General features: G+C 69.7%; 19 protein-coding genes. 9 read left to right on the top strand and 10 right to left on the bottom strand.

Translation table 11 applies throughout. The annotated features are described in order from the left end of the window. Positions 1–40 precede the first annotated feature (40 nt). Positions 41–1,657 carry a Rieske 2Fe-2S domain-containing protein gene (locus G4D86_RS01985; RefSeq protein WP_163988758.1) on the top strand — a complete coding sequence of 539 codons (1,617 nt, stop codon included), beginning with the start codon at positions 41–43 and terminating at the stop codon, positions 1,655–1,657. 53 nt (positions 1,658–1,710) lie between these two features. Here G4D86_RS01985 and G4D86_RS01980 read toward each other — a convergent pair whose 3' ends face one another. From G4D86_RS01980 to G4D86_RS01965, 4 genes are all read right to left on the bottom strand, one after another. Next, on the bottom strand, positions 1,711–2,280 hold the full coding sequence (locus G4D86_RS01980; RefSeq protein WP_163988756.1) for a hypothetical protein: 570 nt from the start codon (positions 2,278–2,280) through the stop codon (positions 1,711–1,713). Positions 2,281–2,453: 173 nt separating this feature from the next. Continuing rightward, positions 2,454–3,584, bottom strand: a complete 1,131-nt coding sequence (locus G4D86_RS01975; RefSeq protein WP_240359988.1) for a hypothetical protein — start codon at positions 3,582–3,584, stop codon at positions 2,454–2,456. A 37-nt stretch (positions 3,585–3,621) separates the two neighbouring features. Beyond that, positions 3,622–4,722, bottom strand: a complete 1,101-nt coding sequence (locus tag G4D86_RS01970; protein ID WP_163988752.1) for a coiled-coil domain-containing protein — start codon at positions 4,720–4,722, stop codon at positions 3,622–3,624. Continuing rightward, positions 4,719–5,972, bottom strand: a complete 1,254-nt coding sequence (locus tag G4D86_RS01965; RefSeq protein ID WP_163988750.1) for a glycosyltransferase family 2 protein — start codon at positions 5,970–5,972, stop codon at positions 4,719–4,721. The genes G4D86_RS01970 and G4D86_RS01965 overlap by 4 nt, the downstream gene beginning before the upstream one ends. Positions 5,973–6,247: 275 nt before the next feature. Between G4D86_RS01965 and G4D86_RS01960 the strand changes: the two genes are divergently transcribed. Next, a complete protein-coding gene (locus tag G4D86_RS01960; protein ID WP_163988748.1) occupies positions 6,248–9,001 on the top strand; it encodes a galactose oxidase-like domain-containing protein in 2,754 nt (917 codons plus the stop codon). On the opposite strand, the gene G4D86_RS01955 is transcribed toward G4D86_RS01960, so the two are convergent. Then, a complete protein-coding gene (locus G4D86_RS01955; RefSeq protein ID WP_163988746.1) occupies positions 8,970–10,184 on the bottom strand; it encodes a phosphatase domain-containing protein in 1,215 nt (404 codons plus the stop codon). The two genes, G4D86_RS01960 and G4D86_RS01955, sit on opposite strands and share 32 nt — an antisense overlap. Positions 10,185–10,270: 86 nt before the next feature. Here G4D86_RS01955 and G4D86_RS01950 point away from each other — a divergent pair, with 86 nt between their 5' ends. Continuing rightward, positions 10,271–11,050, top strand: coding sequence for a 4'-phosphopantetheinyl transferase family protein (locus tag G4D86_RS01950; protein ID WP_163988744.1), 780 nt, complete (start codon positions 10,271–10,273; stop codon positions 11,048–11,050). 7 nt (positions 11,051–11,057) lie between these two features. Here the strand turns inward: G4D86_RS01950 and G4D86_RS01945 are convergent, their stop codons facing one another. After that, a complete protein-coding gene (locus G4D86_RS01945; RefSeq protein ID WP_163988742.1) occupies positions 11,058–11,843 on the bottom strand; it encodes a thioesterase II family protein in 786 nt (261 codons plus the stop codon). 36 nt (positions 11,844–11,879) lie between these two features. Further along, positions 11,880–12,692: a GNAT family N-acetyltransferase gene (locus G4D86_RS01940; protein ID WP_163988740.1), complete on the bottom strand. Its 813-nt coding sequence runs from the start codon at positions 12,690–12,692 to the stop codon at positions 11,880–11,882. A gap of 168 nt (positions 12,693–12,860) precedes the next feature. On the opposite strand from G4D86_RS01940, the gene cysD reads away from it, so the two are divergent. The 3 genes from cysD to cysC are packed head-to-tail and all read left to right on the top strand — an operon-like array spanning position 12,861 to position 15,592. Beyond that, positions 12,861–13,766, top strand: a complete 906-nt coding sequence (gene cysD / locus G4D86_RS01935) for a sulfate adenylyltransferase subunit CysD (protein ID WP_163988738.1) — start codon at positions 12,861–12,863, stop codon at positions 13,764–13,766. Beyond that, the gene (locus tag G4D86_RS01930; RefSeq protein WP_163988736.1) at positions 13,766–15,022 is read left to right on the top strand and encodes a sulfate adenylyltransferase subunit 1; all 1,257 of its coding nucleotides are present in this window, start codon (positions 13,766–13,768) and stop codon (positions 15,020–15,022) included. The genes cysD and G4D86_RS01930 overlap by 1 nt, the downstream gene beginning before the upstream one ends. Before the next feature lie 12 nt (positions 15,023–15,034). After that, entirely contained in the window at positions 15,035–15,592 is a 558-nt protein-coding gene (cysC, locus tag G4D86_RS01925; RefSeq protein WP_163988734.1) for an adenylyl-sulfate kinase, read from the top strand. 85 nt (positions 15,593–15,677) lie between these two features. On the opposite strand, the gene G4D86_RS01920 is transcribed toward cysC, so the two are convergent. Beyond that, positions 15,678–17,267, bottom strand: a complete 1,590-nt coding sequence (locus G4D86_RS01920) for an MBL fold metallo-hydrolase (protein WP_163988732.1) — start codon at positions 17,265–17,267, stop codon at positions 15,678–15,680. A gap of 223 nt (positions 17,268–17,490) precedes the next feature. On the opposite strand from G4D86_RS01920, the gene G4D86_RS01915 reads away from it, so the two are divergent. The 3 genes from G4D86_RS01915 to G4D86_RS01905 all read left to right on the top strand — a co-directional run bounded on the left by G4D86_RS01915 (position 17,491) and on the right by G4D86_RS01905 (position 20,660). After that, positions 17,491–18,270, top strand: coding sequence for an alpha/beta hydrolase (locus tag G4D86_RS01915; RefSeq protein ID WP_205519429.1), 780 nt, complete (start codon positions 17,491–17,493; stop codon positions 18,268–18,270). A gap of 122 nt (positions 18,271–18,392) precedes the next feature. Beyond that, positions 18,393–19,454, top strand: coding sequence for a 4-hydroxyphenylpyruvate dioxygenase (gene hppD / locus G4D86_RS01910; RefSeq protein ID WP_163988731.1), 1,062 nt, complete (start codon positions 18,393–18,395; stop codon positions 19,452–19,454). Between the two features lie 3 nt (positions 19,455–19,457). Continuing rightward, positions 19,458–20,660, top strand: coding sequence for an aminotransferase-like domain-containing protein (locus G4D86_RS01905; protein WP_163988729.1), 1,203 nt, complete (start codon positions 19,458–19,460; stop codon positions 20,658–20,660). Between the two features lie 139 nt (positions 20,661–20,799). Here G4D86_RS01905 and G4D86_RS01900 read toward each other — a convergent pair whose 3' ends face one another. Continuing rightward, positions 20,800–22,086 carry a matrixin family metalloprotease gene (locus tag G4D86_RS01900; protein ID WP_163988727.1) on the bottom strand — a complete coding sequence of 429 codons (1,287 nt, stop codon included), beginning with the start codon at positions 22,084–22,086 and terminating at the stop codon, positions 20,800–20,802. 91 nt (positions 22,087–22,177) lie between these two features. Further along, entirely contained in the window at positions 22,178–23,059 is an 882-nt protein-coding gene (locus G4D86_RS01895) for a sigma-70 family RNA polymerase sigma factor (protein WP_163988725.1), read from the bottom strand. Positions 23,060–23,071: the final 12 nt, after the last annotated feature.

Here is a 23,071-nt window from a genome sequence, read left to right as displayed (position 1 = left end):
CGCCGGCCCACATCACGCTCGAAGGGTAGGGACGACCTCCATGCAGATTACTTTCCTGGGCCACGCCGGCTTCGTCGTGGAGACCGCGGGGGCCATCGTCGTCATGGACCCGTGGCTCACCTCGCGGGGCGCCTTCGACTCGGCGTGGATGCAGCTCCCTCGCAACCACCACCTGGCACCGCTGGTGCGCGAGAAGCTGGAGACCCCGGGCAAGGAGCGGTACCTCTACATCAGCCACGAGCACAAGGACCACTTCGACCCGGAGTTCCTCGCCACGGTGCAGCGGCGGGACTTCACGGTGCTGGTGCCGAAGTTCCACCGCTCGGAGCTGCAGGACGTCTTCGCGAAGTACGGCTGCAAGCGCGTCATCGCCTGCGAGGACGCGCGCGAGATTCCCATCAAGGGCGGCTACATCAAGCTCTTCGTCTCCGAGCAGGGCACCAACCGCGACTCGGCGGTGATGGTGCGCGGGGACAACCAGTGCTTCCTCAACCTCAACGACTGCAAGCTCCATGACCGCATGGTGCGAATCGTCGCGGAGGAGGGGCCCATCGACGTGTTCTCCGCGCAGTTCTCCGGGGCCATCTGGCACCCCACCTGCTACGAGTACGCGCCCGAGACGTACGCGGCCATCTCCCTGAAGAAGCGCGACAGCAAGTTCGAGGCGGTGGCCCGCGCGCTCGAGCAGGTGCAGCCGCGCGCGTACATCGCCGCGGCGGGCCCGGCGTGCTTCCTGGACCCGACGCAGTTCCACCTCAACTTCGAGAAGGTCAACATCTTCCCGAGTGCGACGCAGCTCTTCGAGTTCATGAAGAAGCGGCTGCCGGAGGCCGCCACGCGCTACCTGGAGCCCATGCCCGGGGACGTGCTGGACGTGCGCTCGCTGGAGTTCGTCTCGCTGTCGCCGGAGCGCGTGACGCCGGAGAACCTCGGGCAGTACCTGCGCGACTACGCGGCCATGCAGGAGCACGTCTTCCGCGAGCGGCGCCGCAACATGATGCGCGCGGAGGTGGACGAAATCCACGAGCGCCTGCGAGTGGAGCTGCAGCGCAAGCTGGACCTGTTGGACCTGCACGAGCGGGTGGGCATGCCGCTGTACGTGGAGCTGACGGAGCTCCCCACGCGGCTGCTGCGCGTGGACTTCAAGGGCCGGCGGGTGGACGTGGTGCCGGAGATTCGCGAGTCGGTGCGCTACACCATGAAGGCGAGCGCGGTGGACATCGTGCGCGTGCTGGACCGGAAGCTGAACTGGGAGGACTTCCTCCTGTCCTTCCGCCTGCGCCTCAGCCGCAACCCGGACGTGTACGAGCCCGTGCTGCACGGCTTCCTCGGCGTGGAAATCGAGGACATGCGTGAGTTCTGCGACGGCATCCGCTCCACGGAGGCGCAGCGCGAGCGCACCCAGGTAGAGGTGGGAGGCAAGCGCTTCTCCATCCAGCGCTTCTGTCCGCACCAGGGCGCGGACATGTCCGGAGGCTGGGAGGAGGAGGGGCGCTACCTGGTGTGCCCGCGGCACCGCTGGCAGTTCGACATGCAGAACGGCGGCCGCTGCACCCAGAACAACTCCAGCCTCTGCGCGGAGCCCGTGTCCGAGCGTGAGTCGGAGAAGTCCGACAAGGCGGCCGCGCCCGTGATGGAAGCCCAGCCGCGCGTGTAGACGCCGCGGGGTAGGGGCCGGTGCGGGAGGCCGGCCCCCTCCGGAGTCGCGCGTCAGGGCACGGGGCTGAAGAGCTGCAGGGCCACGCGCACGTTGTCCGAGCGCAGGCCCACGGGCCCGTCACTGGCGAGCGCCTCTTCGGGCAGCACGCCTTCCCACGCGAGCTGGCCATCCGCCCAGACGCGCAGCGTGGAGCCTTCGAGCAGGGCTCGCAGCGTGTGCGGGGTGCCCGGGGCGGGCGCGTCCACGGACGCCCTTCGCGCGGGGCGCACGGTGGTGTAGCCGCCGTTGCCGCACTCCCGGCTGCTGTGCTGCCCCGGGTTGCGCTTGTAGTTCACCACGACGCCCGGCTTCGGGGTGATGCGCCACATCACGTACACCAGGTTGCAGCCGTCGAGCGCGCGCAGCTTGAGGCCCACCTGCTGGCGCTGCTCACCCGAGGCGAGCGCCACCTGCCGCACCGTGGGCCCCAGCACCGTGAAGCGCAGCTCGGCGGAGGAGGGCGTCGCGCCCTTCAGCACCGCGCGCATGCGAGGCCCGTCGACGGTGAGGTGTCCCTCCGGTCCGGAGCGCAGCTCGCCCTCCGTCACGTCCAGCGAGGACAGGGATATGGGCGCCGACATGCGCGGGCCTCCTTCGCGAGGCGCTCGTGGGGACGCGGGGGCTCGCGCCGACGACGCGGACTTCCCTTCCTTCGGGCCCGCGTCCGAGGCACCCACCGCCAGGCCTCCAAGCCCCAGCAGTACGGCCACGGCGACACAGGCCGTGAGCACGTGCCGCGAGGCCCTCCGCGGCGTCACGGCTTCCCGGCTCCGACGAACGTGGCGAGCGACTCCACATGGGCGCGCAGGTAGGCCTGCTCCGCGCGCAGCCGGGTCAGCTCCAGCAGGAGGTAGTCGCGGAAGCGGCGAACCTCTCGCGTCTGCAGCGACTCCACCTCGCGCAGCTGCCCCTCCAGGTCCGTCACCAGGGTGGACACCTCGCGCAGGCGGCCCTCCTCGGTGTGCTGCAGGGCGCGCAATTCCGCCATCAGCTCAGCGACGCGCTGGGGCACGCCGGTAACGTCCTGGAGCGTCGCCCGGCGGCGGCCCTCACGCGCCCGCGCGTTGGCGGAGCCCTGCCACAGGTCGCCCAGGTCATAGCTGAGCATGAGCTGCCCGGAGAGGGGCGTGCCCTGGTCCACGTCGAAGACCTTGTCGTAGCCACCCCGCAGGCTCAGCTCCCAGGCCTCCGCGCGGCGCAGGCCACCGGAGTACGACTCCACCGTGTCATCCGCGGTGCGCAGCTCCTCCAGCAGCGTCTCCATCCGCTGGCCCTCCGCGACGCGGGGCCTTCCCGCCAGCCGCTCGCGGGCGAGCGCGGTCGTCGTCGCCAGCGCGCGCAGGCCGTCCAGCCGCACTTGCACGGCGTTCAGCTCCTCCAGCGTGCTCCGGCCGTCGCGCAGGTCATTGCGCAGGGCCGTGACGAGCTCCTCGGCGCGGGGCAGGGCCTCGTCGAGCACGCGTGCACGGGCCGCCAGCGCGGCGTCCTCGCCCAGCCCGCTGCCCTGGTGGACCGCGGCCTCGAGCATGGCCACGGCGCGCTGGCGACGGCACTCCGCCTCCGCGCGCTTGCGGAGGGCGCTGCCCCGGTACAGCCCCACGAAGTCGTAGCTGAGGCCGGCCGTCACCCGCGGCTTCGGCTCTCCCAGCCCGGTGGTGCCGACACCACCGCTCGCCTCGCCCGCGTTCACCACGCCAATGCTGGCGTACACCTCCGGGGCCAGCTCCAGCGCCGCGTCCGCGTCCGCCACGCCGCGCACGAACTCGCAATAGCCGTCGGCCCGGTCTTCCAGTCTGGGCCTGGGCGCTGCCTCCGCCGGGGGCTCCGACTGCGCCAGCGCGGTGCGCGCGGCCAGGGCCAGCAGCGCACCGCCAGTGAGCATCATCCGCATAGACCGTCTCCACCTCCGGGGGAGGGCGCAATCAGAACAGCATCGGAGGGCGGCCCAGGTGGAGCAATTCCTCCCGAGCGGCGGGCGTGTCAGACAGCTGGATTTCCACCATTACGCCGCGGAGCATGTACTGGCGGATGGGGTGCTTGAGGGTCACCTCGCCCTCCAGGACCTTGCCCACCACGCCCACCTCGTGACACCAGAACAGCTTCGCCTCGCAGGCGTAGAGCGGGGTGCCCTGCTCGGCACGGCTCAGGTTCTCGTAGGGCACGAAGGCCACCATCAGGTCCTTCTCGATGGCCCGCAGGTACGGCGACGCGCGCAGCGAGGCGATCAGCGTCTCGTACCGCAGGGCGACGTCGTCCAGCGCCTGCAGGTCCTGCCTCAGGCTCTTGAGCGTGGCCTCTGCGCGGGCCAGCTCCAGCGTCGAGTGGGTGAACTCGCGCTCCAGCAGCAGCACGCCCGTCGTCATCCCGTCCGGCGCGGCCTCCTGGCCCAGCCCCTTCTGCACCGCCGCCAGGCCCGCCATCTCCCGCTGGAGCGACTCCAGCTTCATCTCCAGATCCACCGAGCTCTGCGCCAGCGACAGGTTGCTTTGCGCGAGCTGCGCCAGGTGGTGGTTGACGGTGAGCTTGTCCTCCTGCTCCAGCAGGCGCGCGCCGTACAGCGCGTCCGTGCGCACGCGCGTCAGGCCGGAGAAGGCCCGGTTGGACTGGACGATTTCAGCGCGGGCGAGGCTGTACTCACGCCGCAGCTCCGTCAGCAGCCGGGATACGCGGTCCCTCGCGTTGCGCTCGCCATTCAGCGCCACCCGGAAGCGCTGCTGGAACGAGCGCTCCGCGGCGATGACTCGCTCGGTGTCCGCGATGCGGTCCTCCACCGTGCGCCGCTCCGTGAGCACGTGGTCCCGGGCGGAGGTCTGCGCCGCCACCTGGGTGCTGAGGGTGAGGATCTCCTCGTCCGTGGGCGACACCACGGTGGGCGACACCCAGCCGCGACTCACCAGGAAGAAGCCCTGCACGGCGAGGAAGGAGATGAGCCCGAGCATGATCAACGCCAGCAGCACCGAGCCCATGAACTTGTAGGCCGAGACGACGATGGAGTTGATGCGATTGGCGACGCGTTGGTTCATGAAGACGAGCCCTCACCGGCGTGGGTGGGCGGAAGCCCGCTGCGGTTGTCCGCGGGCGACGTGGCTGGAGCGGAGCTGGGACTGCCCCGTGTCTCCCAGCTCCCGGAGTCCAGCGTGAAGAGCGCGAGCGGCGTGAAGAGCGCGTACGTCACCGGCATCAGCAGCGCCATGGGCAGGAAGCTCGCGCCATGCACCCGCCGGTCCTCCGGCAGGTGGCGCGTCTCGAAGCGGTAGATGACGCCCAGCAGCCCGATGACGAGGAAGTGGAAGGCGAGGATGTCCCAGAACTCGCCGTTGATCACGTTGTGCACGATGACCACCGGGTACGAGAGCAACAGCGCGAGCTGCGACACGTAGTGGACGGTGACCACCGGGTGCAGCCGCCACGCGTGGGACAGGCCGCCCAGCAGGTCCACCAGGTTGGAGCGCCGCCACCGCAGCTGTTGGGAGAAGTACCCGGCCAGCGTGGCGGGCGCGGCGGTGAAGCAGAACGCGTCCAGCGTGTAGACCGTTTCGTAGTTGGCCTTGACGATCTGCCGCGTGAGGAAGCGGTCCTCGCCGTACTTGATGGGGACGCCGGCGATGGAGCGCGCCTCGAGGATGGGCTCCAGCTCCAGCAGGACGTAGCGGCGGTACGCGGTGAGGCAGCCCGTCAGGCACATCACCTGCCGGAAGCTGCGCTCCAAATCCTTCAGCCACTCCTGGGCGAAGTGGAACTTGATTTCAATCATCCGCGTCAGCCAGTTCTGATGGCGGTTCGTCACGTAGGTGCGGCCACCCACGGCGGCGATGCGCGGACTGGTGAAGCGGCGCACCAGCTGGCGCACGGCGGACTTGTCGACGATGACGTCCGAGTCCACCGACACGATGATCTCCGCGTCGACGGCGGCCTTCACGCCCCGGTTGATGCCCTTGCGCTTGCCCATGTTCTCCGGGTTGCGCATCACGATGACATTCGAGTGGCCCTCGCCGGCCTTCAGCGCCCAGGCGAAGCTGTCGTCCTTGGAGCAGTCATCCACCACGACGATCTGCAGCAGCTCGCTGGGGTAGTCCTGCTCCAGCAGGCTGCGGACGGCATGGAAGATGCCCTTTCCCTCGTTGAAGAGGGGAATGACGATGGCGACCCGCGGTCGGTACGTGTCGTCCACCCGGTCGAACTGCTGGCCGCGCAGGCGCCGCAGCAACGGACCGAGGATGTAGCGGTTCATCAACACCATGATGAACAGCAGATGAATGGGAAAGAGCTCCATCTAGGTCCTGCTCTCCGTCACGCCTGTGAGCTCCTGCCACGCAAAGGCACACGTGCCTCCGCAGCCCCCGATATGAGCGACCGGAAGGTTGGCGGGACGGGGGCCGCCGCCAACTGCCCATGCGTACAGGTCCACTGATGAAGAGTGGGCAGCTCCCGAGCGGCAATCCCGTCCACTTCCAGGCGTTGCTTGCGACTGGTGCCGGGGATGACGGGGGGCCCCGAGCCGCTCACGTTCTGCCGCCGGACTTCCGGCCGCGTCGCCTGGGGAGAGCCATGTCATCAGGATCAGGATGGGGGGCACCGCGAGGGCTCGCGGTGTGGCTGTGGGCGTGTGCGCTGGTGGTCAGTGGCGAGGTCCGGGCGCAGGCACCTTCCGACGTCGGGCAGTGGACGCACCTGGGCACCTGGCCCATCTCCGCCACCCACGCCAACCTCCTCCCCAACGGCAAGGTGTTCGTCTTCGGAGAGTTCGACGAGGGCGAGGGGCCGCCGGTGCTGTGGAACCCCGCCACCGGCACGCGGACGCAAGCGGCGGTGCCCGACTACAACATCTTCTGCTCGGGGCACTCCTTCCTCCCAGACGGGCGACTGCTGGTGACGGGAGGGCACACCGAGTCGCACGTGGGGCTGTCGCAGACGAGCATCTACGACGGGGCCACCAACACGTGGTTCCCCGGCCCCGACATGAACGACCACCGCTGGTACCCCACCAACACCACGCTGCCCAACGGGGACGTGGCCATCCTCTCCGGAGAGACGCACGGGTCGGGGATGATCAACCAGCTCGTGCAGGTGTACCAGACGGGCGGCCCGGACAGCGGTCCCGCCAACACGCTGCGAGACCTGTCCACCGCGGTGCGGGACCTGCCCTACTACCCGCGCATGTTCGTGGCGCCCAACGGCAAGCTCTTCTTCGCGGCCCCGCGGCGCGACACTCTGTTCCTGGATTGGTACGGCACGGGCACCTGGTGGGAGTACGGCCGCAGCCTCTTCGGGGGACGCAGCTACGGCCCGGCGGTGTACTTCGACGGGAAGGTGATGCTTGTCGGCGGTGGAGATCCGCCCACGGCCACCACGGAAATCATCGACCTCAACCCGCCCAAGCCCGCGTGGCGCTACACCGCGTCCATGTCGCTGCCCCGGCGGCAGCACAACGCCACCATGCTCCCCGATGGCACGGTGCTCATCACCGGGGGCACCAGCGCCAGCGGCTTCAACACCGCCTCTGGCGCGGTGAAGTACGCGGAGGTCTTCAACCCCGCGACGGCGAAGTGGACGAAGCTGGCCTCCGCGAGCGACTTCCACGGCTACCACGCCACGTCGCTGCTGCTGCCGGACGGACGCGTGCTGCACGGCGGCGGCCGCAACGTGCGGACGATGGAGGTCTTCTCGCCGCCCTACCTCTTCAAGGGCACGCGTCCCACCGTCGCCTCGGCGCCAGGCCTCGTCGAGCCGGGCAAGCGCTTCAGCGTGTCCACACCGCAGGCGGCGTCCATCCGCAAGGTGACGCTCATCGGCCTGGGGGCGCCCACGCACGCCATGGACCAGGGACAGCGCTTCCTCACCCTGGGCTTCACCGCGACGGCGGACGGATTGAACGTCACCGCGCCCGCCACCAACGTGGAGGCACCGCCGGGGCCCTACATGCTCTTCCTCGTGGACGAGCGGGGCGTGCCGTCCGTGGGGAAGATGGTGATGGTGCCGAAGGTGACGCCGAAGGCGAGGCGCCTCGTGTCGTTCAGCGACGTGTGGAAGTACAACGACCGCAGCGTGGACCTCGGCTCGGGTTGGTTGCTGCGGAACTACGATGACTCGGCGTGGCGGTCCGGTGCGGGGCAGCTCGGCTACGGAGATGGGGACGAGGGCACGCTGCTGACGCGCACGTCGCCGGCCCAGCCCACGGTGTACTTCCGCAGGCACGTCACGCTCGACAAGCCCGTCACCCGCGCGCAGCTGGAGGTGCTCTACGACGACGGCATCGGCGTGTGGGTCAACGGCGTGCCCGTCCTCGCGAGGAACCTGGACAACGGCGTGGGCTTTGGCGCGTACGCCTCCGCGTCGGTGAGCAACGAGTACGAGCGGGCCGCGGTGCCGCTGTCGGGCAACCCCTTCGTGGTGGGGGACAACGTCATCTCGGTCATGGTGAAGCAGGTGAACGGCGCATCCGACGACCTCACCTTCGCGCTGGGCCTGGAGGCGGAGCTGAGCGACGACGGGCCTTCGCAGGACACGCTCACCCTGGTGTCTCCCAACGGAGGCGAGGTACTCGTCGTCGGCACCTCCGCCACCCTCCGTTGGAACACCAGCGGCAACGTGTCCGCCGTGGACCTGGCGCTGTCGGTGGACGGGGGCACCCACTGGGCCCCCATCGCCTCCGGGGTGGTGAACACCGGCGCGTACACGTGGCAGGTGCCGAACCTGCCGACGACGCAGGCGATGGTGCGCGTGTCCCGCGCAGGAGGCGGCGCCCCCGTGGACGTGAGCAATGCCGTCTTCTCCATCTCCACCGTGCGGCGCGAGACGCCCATTCCCTGGCACTCCACCTGGAAGTTCCGCGACAACGGGCAGGACCCGGGCTCGACGTGGACGTCGGCGGGGTACAACGACAGCGCCTGGCTGTCCGGCGCGGGCCAGCTCGGCTATGGCGACGGGGACGAGGCGACGGTGCTCACGCGGACCTCACCGTCGCAGACGAGCGTCTACTTCCGCAAGAAGGTCACCGTGTCCGGCACCGTGACGAGCGCCACGCTGAGCGTGCTCTATGACGACGGCCTCGTGGTGTACGTCAACGGAGCGCCGGTGCTCTATCGCAACGTGGATACCAATGCCACGGCGCATGCGAAGTACGCCAACGCGGGCACGGAGAACGCCAGCGCCACGGTGACGCTGGCGCCGGACGTGTTCGTGCAGGGAGAGAACACCGTCGCCGTCATGGTGAAGCAGGTGGGCGCGACCTCGCCCGACCTGACCTTCGATTTGTCGCTGGAGCTGGGACTCAGCGTGCCGCAGTCGTCGGCGGGGCGGTGATGGCCGCCGCGCGCTTCAAGTCCCGCTCCAGCTCGAGCTGCCGGGCCTCGCGCTGGCCGGGCGTGGTGAAGGCGATGCCGGCGATGGACTCCTGGGCGGCGCGGGCGATGCGCGCCACGCCGTCCCGGGCGATGACGCCCACGTGGAAGGCCTCCACCGCGGCGCCCACGTAGGTGTCGAAGAAGTAGATGCGCTTCTCCCGCCAGGCCTGCCGGGTGGCCTCCGGGGTGTCCACCACGTCGTGGATGAACACCGCATGCACCGAGTGCGGGGCCGCCGCGAGCATCCGGTCTCCGAACTCCACGTCGCCCTGGCCGCTGTCGCCCACGAAGACGAAGCCGTACTCGGGGAAGACGCGCAGGTAGCGCTGGAAGTTGTCGAACTTCTTGTCGGCGATGCGCGAGTTGCCCACGAGGTGGGCGAAGCTGCCGGAGAGCACGGCGGGAGGAGGGACGCCGCGCTCGCGCAGGGTGTCCAGCGTCATGTTCTCCACCACGCCCAGCGCGTCCATGGGGCGCGCGGTGACGAAGGTGAGGTCGCCCTCGCGGCCGGCGATGATGCCGGGGCCCCGGTCCAGCTCGGCGTAGAAGCCGAGCACGCCCGGGTACACCGTCTTCGACGGGTACCGCTTGTCCTTGAGGTTCGCGTAGAAGGTGTCGTCGATGTCGCTGAGGACCTTGTTCTCCCCGCTGGGCGAGCCTTCCGCCTCGCGGCGGATGTGGGTAAGGATTTCCTCGCGCACGCCCGGGTCGTCCACGTCGTCGAAGAGGAGCTTCTCCAAATCCTGGTGGTTGCCGCCCGCGTCGAGCAGGTTCTTGAAGGACGTCAGCTCGCGGCCATGCAGCCCGAGGAACAAGTCCCGTACGCGGCGCTCGGCCTCCAGGCGGGTGGCGCCCACCTGGAGCGCGGTCACCAGGCTGGCGCGCGAGGGGAGGGACAGCTCGGCCGCACGCTGGACGCACAGCAACTCCAGCAGGGCCGTCTGGTTGTCCGGGCCGATGAGGCGGTCATCCATGTCGCCGAGCAGCGCTTCCAAATCCACGTTGCTCAACAGGAAGTTGAGCTCCGCGGCGCCGGCCCCGGTGAGCAGCTCCAGGATGCGGCGCTCCTCGGCCGCGTCCGTGTGGCCGGCCATGAGGGTGCGCAGCGTCTCCAGCTTCTTCGTCGCGGCAATCAGGTCCATGGGTCTTCCCCCCGGCCCGGCAAGGCGGTGCTCCGGGCCACCCCCCAGCCTACGCGGGCGGCGTGACGGCGTGGTAGATGTGGGGCATGTCGACTGTCTCGAACCTCCTGGAGCTGCGGCCCGATGAGGTCCACGTCTGGATTGTCGAGCCGGAGCGCATCGACGACCGGCAGCTGCTGGACGCCTACTGGGGACTGCTGGACGCGAGGGAGCGCGAGAAGCAGCGCCGCTTCCGCTTCGAGCGGCACCAGCGGCAGTACCTGGTGAGTCACGCGCTGGTGCGGCTGACGCTCTCCCGCTACGCGCCGGTGGCCCCGGCCGCGTGGACCTTCGCGACCAACGCGTACGGGCGGCCGGAGATACAGGGCGAGTGGGGCACGAAGCTGCGCTTCAACCTCTCCCACACCGACGGCATGGCCCTGGTGGCGGTGGGGACGGGTGCGGAGCTGGGCGCGGACGTGGAGGACGCGCAGCGCGAAGGGGAGACGGTGGAGATCGCCGACCACTACTTCGCGCCCACCGAGGTGGCCACCCTGCGCGGCCTGCCGAAGGAGCGCCACCGCGAGCGCTTCTTCGAGTACTGGACGCTGAAGGAGGCCTACATCAAGGCGCGCGGGGCCGGGCTGTCGCTGCCGCTGGAGCAGTTCGCCTTCCACCTGGAGCCGGAGCAGGCGCCGCGCATCTCCTTCGACTCGCGCATGCGGGACGAGCCGGAGGCGTGGCAGTTCGTGCAGCTCAAGCCGTCCGAGCGGCACCAGGCAGCGGTGGCGCTGCGGCGGGCGCGGGGCCTGCCGCTGAGCGTGCGCTGGCAGTTCACGGTGCCGCTGGCCGGGGACACCACGCCGCCCCGTTATCAGGCGGCGTGAAGCGACATCAGGGCTTCGGGGCCATCCACCGCGCGAGGTCCTCGCGCACGGCGGTGAGGATGGCGTCCTGGTGCTGGCGGATGAAGAAGTGGCCGCCGGGGAAGTGACGGACGCGGAAGTCCGCGTTCGAGGTCTCCTCGCGCCACGTCTCCAGCTTGGCCACCGGGACGTGCGCGTCACCCACCGCGCCCATGGCGGAGATGGGGACGTCCAGCTTCACGGGGTGGTTGCCGTTCTCCCACCAGGCGAGCGCGAAGTCCGCGCGCAGCGTGGGCAGCAGCAGCTCCAGCAGCTCGCGGTGCTGGAGGATTTCCTCCGGCGTGCCGTCGTACTTGCGCAGGTTCGCGATGAACTCGGCCTCGGGCAGGTGGTGGATGGGCTCGCGGTCATTCTCCCGCGGCGGGCCGGCGGCGGCCAGCATGAGGCCCCTGGGCATGGGGCCGTTGCGCACGTGCAGGCGGCGCGTCAGCTCCAGGGAGATGCGCGAGCCCATGCTGTAGCCGAAGAAGGCGAAGGGCCTGTCCAGCAGCGGCGCCAGCACGGGGAGCAGCGCGTCCACCAGCGCCGGGAGGCTGTCGATGGGCTTCTCCATCAGCCGGCGCTCGCGGCCGGGGAGCTGCACCGCGCACAGCTCCACGCCCACGGGCATGCCGGCGCCCCAGGCGTTGTAGATGGCCGCGCTGCCGCCCGCGAAGGGGAAGCAGAACAGCCGCATGCGCGGCTCGGTCAGCGGCTTGCGCGTCGGGAACCAGCGGTCGGGGCTATTCGGGCTCGGAGGGGTCGGACTGGGCATGGCTTCAGGCTCTGTCGCACGGGCACGGAAAACGGGTCAAGTCCCCGGGGCGGGACGCACCATGATGAGCTTCGGGTACGCGCAGCGAAACCCTGCCTTCTCGTAGCTGCGCTGTGACGCCGTGGCGGGCTCCGTCGACGCGGTGGCCACGTCGCAGCCACGCTCGGCCGCCCACGCCAGCCGTGCGTGGATGAGCGCCAGTTGGAGCCCCCGCCCCCGGTAGGGCAGGGGGACACCATCCCCCGACAGCAGCGCCACGCCGCCCGTCGCGGACACCACGCCCACGCCTCGGGGCTCCCCGTCCACGCACGCCAGGAAGCAGGTATTGCAGGGCGTGCGCGTCAGGTTGAGGCCACCCATCAACTCCACCTCCGCCGCCGCGGGGCGCCCCGCGTACGCGTGGAAGAAGAGCCCCGCCCACGTGCGCTCCTCGCCTGTCCCCATGGGACGCACCGTCACGCCCGGCGGGGGCGGAGGCACGTCTCCCGGACGGCGCCACCAGACGAGCTGGAAGGACTCCACGACATACCGGCGCCGCGCCAGCGACTGGGCCAGGGATGGGTCGCAGAACGGGTTCAGCTCGATGCGGGCCGCGCCGCCGCCCTGGCCCAGCAACGCCTCCATCCGGTCCATGTCCTCCTCGCTCACCGCGCCGCCCAACCCCACGCCCAGCGCCACGGAGAACAGCGCCCGGGGACCGGTGTAGATGGCGCGCCCACCCGCCACGAACAGTGAGGGCCGCCCCACGCGCCCGGGCAGGGGCGTCTGATCCACCTGCTCCGCCTGCGCCTGCTCGATGCGCCACGCCAACAGGCGGGGCTCCGGGTGCGGCAATGACTCGGCGTCCATGGCCACCTCGGAGGCAGTCTGCCCCAAACCCACACTGGCCGTGAGCCCGGGACCGCCTCCACCCACCCGGGAAGTAGCGGAGCCGGCCTGACTCACCCGATGTATCAAGTGTCGCCGGATATTGGGGGCTGGCAGGGCTGCCGGAGAGCTGTGCTAGTTTGCTGCCCCGTGAGTTACGAGCTGTCACATCTCGAGGCCCTGGAAGCCGAGTCCATCTTCATCATCCGTGAGGTGGCGGCCGAGCTGGATCGGCCCGTCCTGCTGTTCTCCGGAGGGAAGGACTCGGCGGTGATGTTGCACCTGGCGGTGAAGGCGTTCGCGCCGGCGCCGCTGCCTTTCCCGCTGATGCACGTGGACACCGGGCATAACTTCCCGGAGGTCCTCCAGTACCGCGACACACGTGTGGCGGAGCTGGGGGCGCGGCTCATCGTCGCGTCGGTGCAGGAGGCCATCGACGGTGGCCGGGTGGCGGAGGAGAAGGGGCCTCGCGCCTCGCGCAACCGCGCGCAGACGGTGCCCCTGCTGGAGGCGATCGAGAAGCACCAGTTCAACGCCGTGTTCGGCGGCGCCCGGCGCGACGAGGAGAAGGCCCGCGCGAAGGAGCGCGTCTTCTCGTTCCGCGACGAGTTCGGGCAGTGGGACCCGAAGAACCAGCGCCCGGAGCTGTGGAGCCTCTACAACGCGCGCCACCGCCGGGGTGAGCACCTGCGCGTGTTCCCCCTGTCCAACTGGACCGAGCTGGACATCTGGCAGTACATCGACCAGGAGAAGGTGGCGCTGCCGTCCATCTACTACAGCCACCGGCGCGAGGTGTTCCGCCGCGACGGCATGCTGATGGCCTGGTCGCCCTTCCTCCAGATGCTGCCCGGAGAGGAAGTCATCACCGCCGAGGTGCGCTTCCGCACCGTGGGCGACATGACCTGCACCGCGTGCGTCGAGTCCTCGGCCACCACCGTGGAGCAGGTCGTCAACGAGATTCGCGCCTCGCGCGTCACCGAGCGCGGCGCCAGCCGCGCCGACGACAAGTTCAGCGAGACGGCGATGGAAGACCGCAAGCGTGAGGGTTACTTCTAGTGGAACTGCTTCGTTTCGCGACCGCGGGCTCCGTCGATGACGGAAAGAGCACTCTCATTGGTCGGCTGCTCTACGACACCAAGTCCATCCTCGAGGACCAATTGGCCGCCGTGGAGCGCACCAGCCGCGCCCGGGGCGACGAGTACGTCAACCTGGCGCTCCTGCTCGACGGCCTGAAGGCCGAGCGCGAGCAGGGCATCACCATCGACGTGGCGTACCGCTACTTCTCGACGGTGAAGCGCAAGTTCATCATCGCGGACACACCCGGACACCTGCAGTACACGCGCAACATGGTGACGGGCGCGTCCACGGCGGACCTGGCGCTCATCCTCGTGGATGCGCGCAAGGGCGTGCTGGAGCAGACGCGCCGCCACGCCTTCATCGCGTCGCTCTTGCGCGTGCCGCACCTGGTGTTGTGCATCAACAAGATGGACCTGGTGGGCTTCGACCAGGCCGTCTTCGACAACATCCGCGAGGAGTTCCGCCAGTTCTCCATGAAGCTGGACGTGCAGGACCTCTCGTTCATCCCCATCTCCGCGCTGGGTGGGGACAACGTGGTGTCGCGCTCGGACAAGATGCCCTGGTACGAGGGCCCCACGCTCCTGCACCACCTGGAGAACGTGCACATCGCGTCCGACCGGAACCTCATCCACGTGCGCTTCCCGGTCCAGAGCGTCATCCGCCCCATGTCCGCGAAGTACCATGACTACCGCGCCTACGCGGGGCAGGTGCTGGGCGGCGTGCTGCGCCCGGGCGACGAGGTGATGGTGATGCCCTCCGGCTTCACCACCCGCATCCGCGACATCGACCTGGCCGGCAAGAGCCTCACGGAGGCCTTCCCGCCCATGTCCGTCAACGTGTCGCTGGCCGAGGAGCTGGACATCAGCCGCGGCGACATGCTCTGCCGCCCGGGCAACCCGCCCACGTCGGGCCAGGACATCGACGCGATGGTGTGCTGGCTGTCGGAGACCACGACGCTGCAGCCCGGCGCGCGGCTGGCCATCAAGCACACCACGCGCATGGCGCGGGCGAAGATCAACCAGCTGCACTACCGGCTGGACGTGAATACGCTCCACCGGGATGGGGACAGCACGCAGCTGAAGCTGAACGAGATTGGCCGGGTGACGCTGCGCACCACGGTCCCCCTGTTCTTCGACGAGTACCAGCGCAACCGCTACACCGGCAGCTTCATCCTCATCGACGAGGCGACCAACGCCACGGTCGGCGCCGGGATGATCAACGGCCCCGCGGCTTGAGGTGAATTGACGATGCGGCAGACAACGGGATTCATCCTCTGGCTGACGGGTATGTCCGGCGCGGGCAAGAGCACGCTGTCCCGCGCGCTGCAGACGCGCATGGACGGGATGCGGCCGGTGGAGTTGCTGGACGGTGACGAGGTGCGCACCTGGCTGTCGCGCGGCCTGGGCTTCTCGCGCGAGGACCGCGAGGAGAACGTGCGGCGCATCGGCAACGTGGCGCTGCTGCTCGCGCGCCACGGCGTGGGCGTCATCGTCGCCGCCATCTCTCCCTACCGGAGCTCGCGGGACGAGGTGCGGCGCATGGCCGCGGCGAAGGGCGTGCCCTTCCTCGAGGTCTACATCCAGGCCAGCCTGGACGCGCTCATCGCCCGCGACGTGAAGGGCCTCTACAAGAAGGCGCTCGCCGGGGAGATTCCCCACTTCACCGGCGTGTCGGACCCGTACGAGGCGCCGGAGGCCCCCGAGGCCACCGTGCGCTCGGATGCGGAGTCCGTGGAGGCGGGCCTGGAGCGCGTGCTGGAGACGCTGCGCGCCCGGGGCCTGCTGGCCTCCGCCGCGGCCGCCTGAAGTCGTCTCAGGCGTCCAGCGTGAAGGTGGCGGGGCCCCACAGCCGCTGTGCGGCGAGGCCCCGCTCCTGGCTCGACTCGCGGGCCTACTTGAGGATGCGCTCCATCCGCACGTAGGGGCGCTCGGCCTGGATGCCCTTCGTCTTGCAGTGCTCCAGGAACTTGTTCGACTCGACGATCTGCGGGGCCTTGTCGTCGTACACGAGGATCATCACGTGGCGCAGCCACGGCTCCTGGCCCATCGCGTAGACGTAGACCTCCTTGGGGGCCAGGTAGTTGGTGATTTCGGTGGCGCGGGCGCTGTCCGAGCCGTTGAGCCGGCGCGCCTGGTCCATCTTCCGGGGCAGCGGGTTGCTCAGCAGCGGGCCGTACATCCAGCTCATCGGGCCGCCCTCGCACTCCATGCCGAGGAAGAGCACGTCGATGGAGCCGACGATGTCGCGCAGGTGCTGGTACAGGCGCGGCTCGATCGCATTGGAGTCCGCGGCCATCAGCAGGGACTTGCCGCCCAGCCGGACGAGGTGCGCCGTCTTCGCCTGGATGGCCAGGTCGCTGTGCTCGCCCATGAAGGGCAGACCGGTGATGGAGCCGCCCGGCACGGGAATCTCCTGCAGGTCGTCGATCTCCACCACGTTCTTGAAGCCGGTGTGGTGCAGCATCAGCCGCAGCGAGGGGTCCGCCAGCGAGTTGCCGTTGTTGCGCGGGACGATGATGGTGCCCACCCGGTGCCGGAGCTGGAGCAGCGTCTCCATCATCAGGTGGTCGGCGTGGCCGTGCGTGAGGACCACGTAGTCGATCTTCTCGGGCAGGTCCGAGTGGGTGAAGCGCGGCAGCTCCGTGGGGAACTCGTAGCTGATGACGGGGTCCGTGAGGATGCTGACGTCCTTCGTCTCCAGCAGCACGCAGGCGTGGCCGAAGTAGCGCACGCGCACGCCTTCACCCGAGTAGCGCTCCGCGCGGCGCGGCGCGGTCTCCGTGAAGAGGTTGGCGAAGGCGCCCGCGGCGCTGGCGGACACGCCCAGCATCTCCGCCACCTTGCCCGGAGAGCCGGCGGTGTGGCGCATGCGGAACAGCTCATCCAGGCCCTCGTGCTTGAAGGGCACCTTCAGCCACACGGGCGAGTCCTCCTCCAGGCGCGGCGTGCTGAAGATGTACGGGCGCCAGTCGCCGTCCACCATGTTGAGCGTCACGCTCTGCGAGGACTCCTGGTAGAACTTGCTGCGGTACAGCAGCGGCTCGATGACGCGGGCGCTCGCGCGGTGGCTCAGGTCGTACGTGAGCTCCACGTAGCCGCGCAGGAGGTCCGGCACCTTGGGGTAGAGCGACTCCAGCGAGCCACCGTTGTTGGGCGCCATGAGCTGCTCCAGCTCCGCCATGGCCTTGGTGTACGCCAGCATGTGCGCCTGCTCGCGCTGGGTGCGCTCCAGCAACTCCTTCACCTGCGGCACGCGCGAGGCCGGGTGGTTGATGAAGGGGCCGCCCATCAGCAGCGGGTTCTTCAGCGCCGCCACGTGCACGTCCGGGTTGGCGACGAAGGACTGCATCAGCTTTTGATGCAGGTTCGTCACGAACAGCGGAGCCGTTGCCGGGGACAGCAGGTACCACCACGTGTACCACTGGTTGTAGAGCGGCTCGATGGCGACGTTCGGCTTCAGGTACATCGGGCGGTCCAGCATCACAGTCTCCGGGCGAGGCTTGATTTTCCGGCGGGGCTTGCGAGCAGCGAAGCACGGTTGATACACGGATTTCGGTCCACACGCACGGGTGGGGGCCCGGGGTGACACGGGCGGTGAAGGTGCCCCCCTGCATGCAGGTGAAGGCCCCCCAGCGCGATATGGCGCCGGTGGCTGCCGCGTTTCCCGGACGAGACACCCGGACACTTACAAGGGGTAGCCACGGATGAAGACCGCACGCGCGACGTTCCGGGGAGGGCCGGCAGGGGCCCTCCTGGTCCTGCTGGTGACGATGGCCGGGTGCAGCGAGCCGGGTCACCTGACGGAGGCCCGCTTCGGCTCGGCGCGCATGGACCTGCAGGTGACGTCGCCCACCGAGCCCTCGGCGCTGCGAGGGGAGCTGCCCATGGACGTGGACAACCCGGATGCCGGGCTGTTGCTGGTGCCGGACAGCTACCAGCCGGACACGCCCGCGCCGCTGGTGGTGCTGCTGCACGGGGCCGGCGGCAAGCCGGAGGCCATCCTGGGCGTCATGCGCGAGGAGGCCAAGGCCAACGGCACGCTGGTGATGGCGCCCAAGGCGGTGGGCTTCACGTGGGACATGATCGAGCGGGGCCACTACAACGTGGACCTGGCCCGCATCCGGCTCGGGCTGGACCGCGTGTTCCGCGAGTACTCCGTGGACCCGGCGCGCGTCTCCATCTGCGGCTTCTCCGACGGGGCCAGCTACGCGCTGTCCGTCGGGCTCACCAACGGTGGGTTCTTCCGCCGCATCGCCGCCTTCTCGCCGGGCTTCGTCGCCGCCTCCGAGCTCCGGGGCAAGCCCACCGTGTTCATGTCCCACGGCACCCAGGACGCGGTGCTGCCCATCGACTTCGGGGGCCGCTACATCAACGAGCAGCTCCTGAAGGAGGACTACGTGGTGGACTACCGCGAGTTCGACGGGCCCCACGCGATTCCCAGCAGCATCGCCAAGGACGGCTTCAACTTCCTCACGGCGCCCTGAGCCGGCGGGCGGGCACGAAAGCGCGAGGCTACCCATGAGGGCGGCCTTCTGCGCTATTCCGCCCTATCTGGAATGTTCATATTTCAATGAAGTAGCATGCACCCCCTGCTTCGGGGGAACGCATGTATTTCAGGGAAATTGACCATGTGGAGCTGTGGGTGGAGGACGCGGGGGCGGCGGCGCTCTTCTATGTGGGCACGTTCGGGTTTCGCGTCGTGGGGAGGGCGGGGGCGGAGGGGCAACGCTCGCTGCTGCTGCAGCAAGGCCACCTGCGGCTGGTGCTGACGGAGGCCTCGGGCGAGGGGCCTTCCGCGGACTTCGTGCGGCGCCATGGGGACGCGGTGCGGGACATCGCCCTGCGCGTGACGGACGCGGAAGCGGCCTTCCGGGACGCGGTGCGCCGGGGTGCGCGGCCGGTGAGCGGGCCCGTGGTGTGTGGCGACGGCGCGGCCCGGGTGACGCGCGCGACGGTGGCGGCGATGGGGGACGTGGTGCACTCCTTCGTCCAGCGCGAGTCGCGGGGCGGGCCGGAGGACTTCCTGCCCGGCGTATACCAGCCGGTGACGGAGGGCTTCCCGCTGCCCGCGTTCGAGCCCTTCGCCGCGTTGGACCACCTGGCCATTGCCCTGGAGCCGGGGCAGCTGGAGCCCATGGTGCGCTTCTACCGGGACGTCTTCGGCTTCCACGAGTCGCACGAGGAGAACGTGCGGACGGGGGAGAGCGGGATGAACTCCAAGGTGGTGCAGAACGACAACGGGCGCATCTGCTTCCCGATGATGGAGCCCACGCGGGACGGCAAGCCGGGGCAGATTGACGACTTCCTGGCGCGCCACGGCGGCCCGGGCGTGCAGCACTTCGCCATGCTGAGCCACGACATCGAGGCGGCCATCCGGGCGCTGCGCTCACGCGGAGTGGATTTCCTGGATATCCCGCCGAGCTACTACGAGGTGCTCGAGGAGCGGCTGGGGAGGCTGGACCTGGACGTGGCCCGGACGCGAGACTACGGCATCCTGGTGGACCGTGATGACTGGGGGCTGCTGTTGCAGGCATTCACCCGCTCCATGCACTCGCGGCGCACCCTCTTCTTCGAAGTCATCCAGCGCAAGGACGCGCGCGGTTTTGGCGGTGCCAACATCCGCGCGTTGTTCGAAGCGGTGGAGCGCGAGCAGGCCCGGAGGCCTTGAACCATGTCGTCCTCGATGAACACCCCTGAGCTTCCCCTGGCGTCCTGGGCGCGGCGGCTGGCGCCGTCCGCCATGCAGGACATGCTGCAGAACATCACCAAGCCGGGCGTCTTCTCCCTGGCGCTGGGCCTGCCGGCCGCGGAGCTGTTCCCCACGGAAGGCATGGGGCAGGCGGCGGTGCGCGTCCTGTCGGAGCAGGGCGGGGCGCTGCAGTACTCGGCCACGCTGCAGCCGCTGCGCGAGCACGTCGTCGCGATGATGGCGAAGCGGGGCGTGCGCTGCACGCCGCAGCAGGTGTTCCTCACGACGGGCGCGCAGCAGGGAATGAACCTCCTGGTGCGGCTGATGCTGGAGCCGGGCCAGTCGGTGATGCTGGAGGACCGGGTGTACTCGGGGTTCCAGCAGGTCCTGGAGCCGTACCAGGCGAAGCGGCTGCCGGTGCGGCGGGATGCGCGCACGGGCATCGACCTGGACGCGGTGGAGTCGATGCTGAAGGCAGGGGAGCGGCCGGCGTTCCTGTACACGATGAGCGACGGGCACAACCCGCTGGGCACGGGCCTGGCGATGGAGGCGCGCGAGCGGCTGGTGAAGCTGGCGCGCGACTACAAGATGCCCATCATCGAGGACGACGCGTACGGCTTCCTCCAGTACGAGGACACGGTGCTGCCGCCGTTGCGCGCGCTGGACGACCAGTGGGTGTTCTACGTGGGCTCGTTCTCGAAGATTCTCGCGCCGGCCCTGCGCGTGGGCTGGGTGGTGGTGCCGGAGCAGATGGTGTTCCGGCTGGCCACCGTGAAGGAGTCGAGCGACATCGACACGGCGACCTTCACGCAGCGCATCGTCCTGTCGTTCCTGGACTCGGGGAAGCTGGAGGGACACCTGTCGCGGCTGCGCCAGGAGTACCGGCTGCGGCGCGACGCGCTGTTGAAGGCGCTGGAGACGCACATGCCGAAGGGCGCGACGTGGACGAAGCCCACGAGCGGCATGTTCGTCTGGGTGGAGCTGCCGGAAGGCGCGGACACCACCGCGCTGCTGCCGCGCGCGCTGGAGACGGAGAAGGTGGCGTACCTGCCCGGGCAGGCGTTCTCCGTGGCGGGAGGAAGGTCCGCGGCGCACTGCATGCGGCTGAACTTCAGCAACTGCGAGCCGGCGAAGATTGAAGAGGCCGTGGCGCGGCTGGGCCGGGTGCTGGCGGCGCGCGGGTAGGGCAGGGGACGGGCCGCCCGGTGGGGTGTGGGCGGCCTCCTTCTTCGCGGCGTGTAGAAGAACAAAAGCCCCCGAGTCTTTCGACTCGGAGGCTTGATGCGGAGTGCGTGGCGCGGGTCACCCCGTGCCCGGCTCGCGCTCACTGCGGATAGAGCTCGGCCGCGGCCTGCGCGTCGCAGGACGTGGTGGTGGCCGCACACTGGGTGGGGTCGATGTACATGATGGAGTTGCAGTTCGGGTGGTGGTTGAAGCCGATGCTGTGCCCGACTTCGTGGATTGCGACGGTCTTCGCGTAGTGCGCGCCCGTGTAGTACGTGTTGTTCAGCTGGATGGTGCTCCGGGTCATGCAGGTGCCCGACCAGTTGTTCGTCGCGTACCCGTACCAGCCGTTGTAGCCGTAATACGCCTCGTAGACGTAGACGTCGGAGGCGCCGCTGGAACGCCAGTAGAGATACAGGTTGTTGGAAACGCTCGTGTACATCCACGCGTTCATGGCGTCACCGACGGGCCAACGCGTGCCCGTGTAGTCCGTGAAGGTGACGTTCGTGGGATTCCGGCACCACTTGTAGCCAAAGCGTGCAAGCCCGCACCAGCTCTGGGCGGTCGGTCCCTCGTGAGGGGCCTCTTTCACCGTGGGCACCGGGCGCGCCTCGGGGCTCACGTACGCGACGGCCTGGGCGCGGGCCTCGACCTTGTTGAGCAGCGCGTCGACCGGCTGGCCCACGTACGCTTCAATCGCGGCGGCGTGACGCGACGCGCTCGCGCCCTGGACGAGGCCGCCCTGCACCTGGACCCGGCCCCGCGGGCCGCCCGTCACGGCGTAGAGGCCCGCCGTGGAGCGCGCGGCCATGGACGCGGTGCCCCCTTGCGGCGTGAGGAAGAAGACCGCCTGCTCGCCCACCTCCGGCAGCGGGTTGTCCTCCGGCGCGAGCGTGCAGCCGTCGGAGAGCAGGCCGCCGGGGAACATGACGTCCACGGTGGCCCCCTGCGCGAGCGCGCCGCCCGAGGCCGTCTTCAGCCCCTGTGAAGCGCGCGCGAGGTCGCCAATCCTCACGGTCGCGATGGTCACCGGAAGGTCGGTGTAGAGGCCGCTCGCCTCTCCGGTGGGGTGCCCCTCCAGCTTGGACTGCGCCCAGGTGCGGATGACATCAAAGCGCGTGGACTCCACCTGGCCGTGGATGATCAACGCGGAGTGGTCGGTCAGCTCATCGACGGAGTCCTCTTCGAGGATCCAGTCGACCATGAGCGTGTGCGCCGTTCCCTCCGCGTGCGCCTGGGTCGGCACCGGCGTACCGGGCACCCACGCCGACACCTCGGCGTCCGCCGCAGGGACTGGGAGCGCTTCATCGCCTCCGGTCTTGGCACAACCCATCGCGCCCAAGAGCGCCAACGGCAGGACCCAGGAACGCGTCTTTCTCTTCGTCATGATTGTCTCCGAGGGGGAACGCTGCGGTACCTCCCCTTTGACGAGAAAAGGGGAATTTCGTCCCACCCGGCCGGCGCGATTTCAGCGCCCGTCAGTCCGTCATGAGCTGACGCAAGCTGACGTCGAGCTGGCTGCACACGAGGCGCAGCATGCTGTCCAGCTCGTTGGACGTGAGCCCCAGCCGCGCCGTCATTTCCTCGCGGGTGAGCGCCAGCAGTTGCTCGCGGGCGCGGGCAATCCAGCGCGCGACGGTGGAGCGGGGTGCCTGATAGGTGGCGCCCACCGAGTCCATGGACAGGCCGTGCACGTGGTGCAGCCGCAGCAGGTTGCGCTCCCGGGACTCCAGCCGGCCCAGCGCGGCGCGGAAGGCCACGCGGAAGTCCTCCTGGTGCCGCTCGCGGATGAAGGCCAGCTCGGGGTCGGCGCCCAGCCGCTCCGCCAGCTCCGCGGGGGCATCCCCCACGGGCTGCTCGCGCGGCGCGGCGCGCTGCTGGTCGATGTGGAGCCGCAACGCCACCGCCCGCACCCACTGCGCCAGCGGACCGCGCCCGGAATAGGAGGCCAGCTTCGGCGCCGCCCCGTCCACCGGGATGAGCAGCCGCTGGCTCAACACCTGCCGCAGCTCGTCCACGACAGAGGGCGCCTCGCGCGGCAGCCACGACCCCACCTGTGACAGCACGTGCGCGTCGAGCGCCTCGAGCGCCCGCGCATCTCCCCGCGCGCAGGCGAAGGCGAGGAAGAGCTCCCCCGCGCGCAGGCTCGCGAGCACCTCGCCGGCCTCGCCCGTGGGGGGCAGCCGCTCGGCCACGTGCGCCAGGAAGGCCCCTGCATCCATGTCCACCCGCGGCCACGCCTCGCGCGCGTCGCGCACCAGGGCCGCGAGCGCTTCCTCCAGGCCCGCGTGGGCCCGCAACGCCGGGACGAGCGCTCGCGGCGCCCGTGACAGGAAGGACTCGATCTGCTCGGACGACACGAAGCACCTCCA

Origin of the sequence: Pyxidicoccus caerfyrddinensis (assembly GCF_010894405.1) — a bacterium.
Classification (GTDB): Bacteria; Myxococcota; Myxococcia; order Myxococcales; family Myxococcaceae; genus Myxococcus; species Myxococcus caerfyrddinensis.
The sequence above is the reverse complement of the archived record's forward strand: the minus strand, read 5'-3'. Positions and strand labels throughout refer to the sequence as shown.

Excerpts from the sequence above, each read along its gene's own strand:
- G4D86_RS01950 (WP_163988744.1), top strand. The coding sequence starts at position 10,271 with ATGTCGACTGTCTCGAACCTCCTGGAGCTGCGGCCCGATGAGGTCCAC.
- G4D86_RS01915 (WP_205519429.1), top strand. The coding sequence starts at position 17,491 with ATGAAGACCGCACGCGCGACGTTCCGGGGAGGGCCGGCAGGGGCCCTC.
- G4D86_RS01920 (WP_163988732.1), bottom strand. The coding sequence starts at position 17,267 with ATGCTGGACCGCCCGATGTACCTGAAGCCGAACGTCGCCATCGAGCCG.
- G4D86_RS01905 (WP_163988729.1), top strand. The coding sequence starts at position 19,458 with ATGTCGTCCTCGATGAACACCCCTGAGCTTCCCCTGGCGTCCTGGGCG.
- G4D86_RS01970 (WP_163988752.1), bottom strand. The coding sequence starts at position 4,722 with ATGAACCAACGCGTCGCCAATCGCATCAACTCCATCGTCGTCTCGGCC.
- G4D86_RS01980 (WP_163988756.1), bottom strand. The coding sequence starts at position 2,280 with ATGTCGGCGCCCATATCCCTGTCCTCGCTGGACGTGACGGAGGGCGAG.
- G4D86_RS01940 (WP_163988740.1), bottom strand. The coding sequence starts at position 12,692 with ATGGACGCCGAGTCATTGCCGCACCCGGAGCCCCGCCTGTTGGCGTGG.
- G4D86_RS01985 (WP_163988758.1), top strand. The coding sequence starts at position 41 with ATGCAGATTACTTTCCTGGGCCACGCCGGCTTCGTCGTGGAGACCGCG.
- hppD (WP_163988731.1), top strand. The coding sequence starts at position 18,393 with ATGTATTTCAGGGAAATTGACCATGTGGAGCTGTGGGTGGAGGACGCG.
- G4D86_RS01975 (WP_240359988.1), bottom strand. The coding sequence starts at position 3,584 with ATGATGCTCACTGGCGGTGCGCTGCTGGCCCTGGCCGCGCGCACCGCG.
- G4D86_RS01945 (WP_163988742.1), bottom strand. The coding sequence starts at position 11,843 with ATGCCCAGTCCGACCCCTCCGAGCCCGAATAGCCCCGACCGCTGGTTC.
- G4D86_RS01965 (WP_163988750.1), bottom strand. The coding sequence starts at position 5,972 with ATGGAGCTCTTTCCCATTCATCTGCTGTTCATCATGGTGTTGATGAAC.
- G4D86_RS01955 (WP_163988746.1), bottom strand. The coding sequence starts at position 10,184 with ATGGACCTGATTGCCGCGACGAAGAAGCTGGAGACGCTGCGCACCCTC.
- G4D86_RS01900 (WP_163988727.1), bottom strand. The coding sequence starts at position 22,086 with ATGACGAAGAGAAAGACGCGTTCCTGGGTCCTGCCGTTGGCGCTCTTG.
- cysC (WP_163988734.1), top strand. The coding sequence starts at position 15,035 with ATGCGGCAGACAACGGGATTCATCCTCTGGCTGACGGGTATGTCCGGC.
- G4D86_RS01960 (WP_163988748.1), top strand. The coding sequence starts at position 6,248 with ATGTCATCAGGATCAGGATGGGGGGCACCGCGAGGGCTCGCGGTGTGG.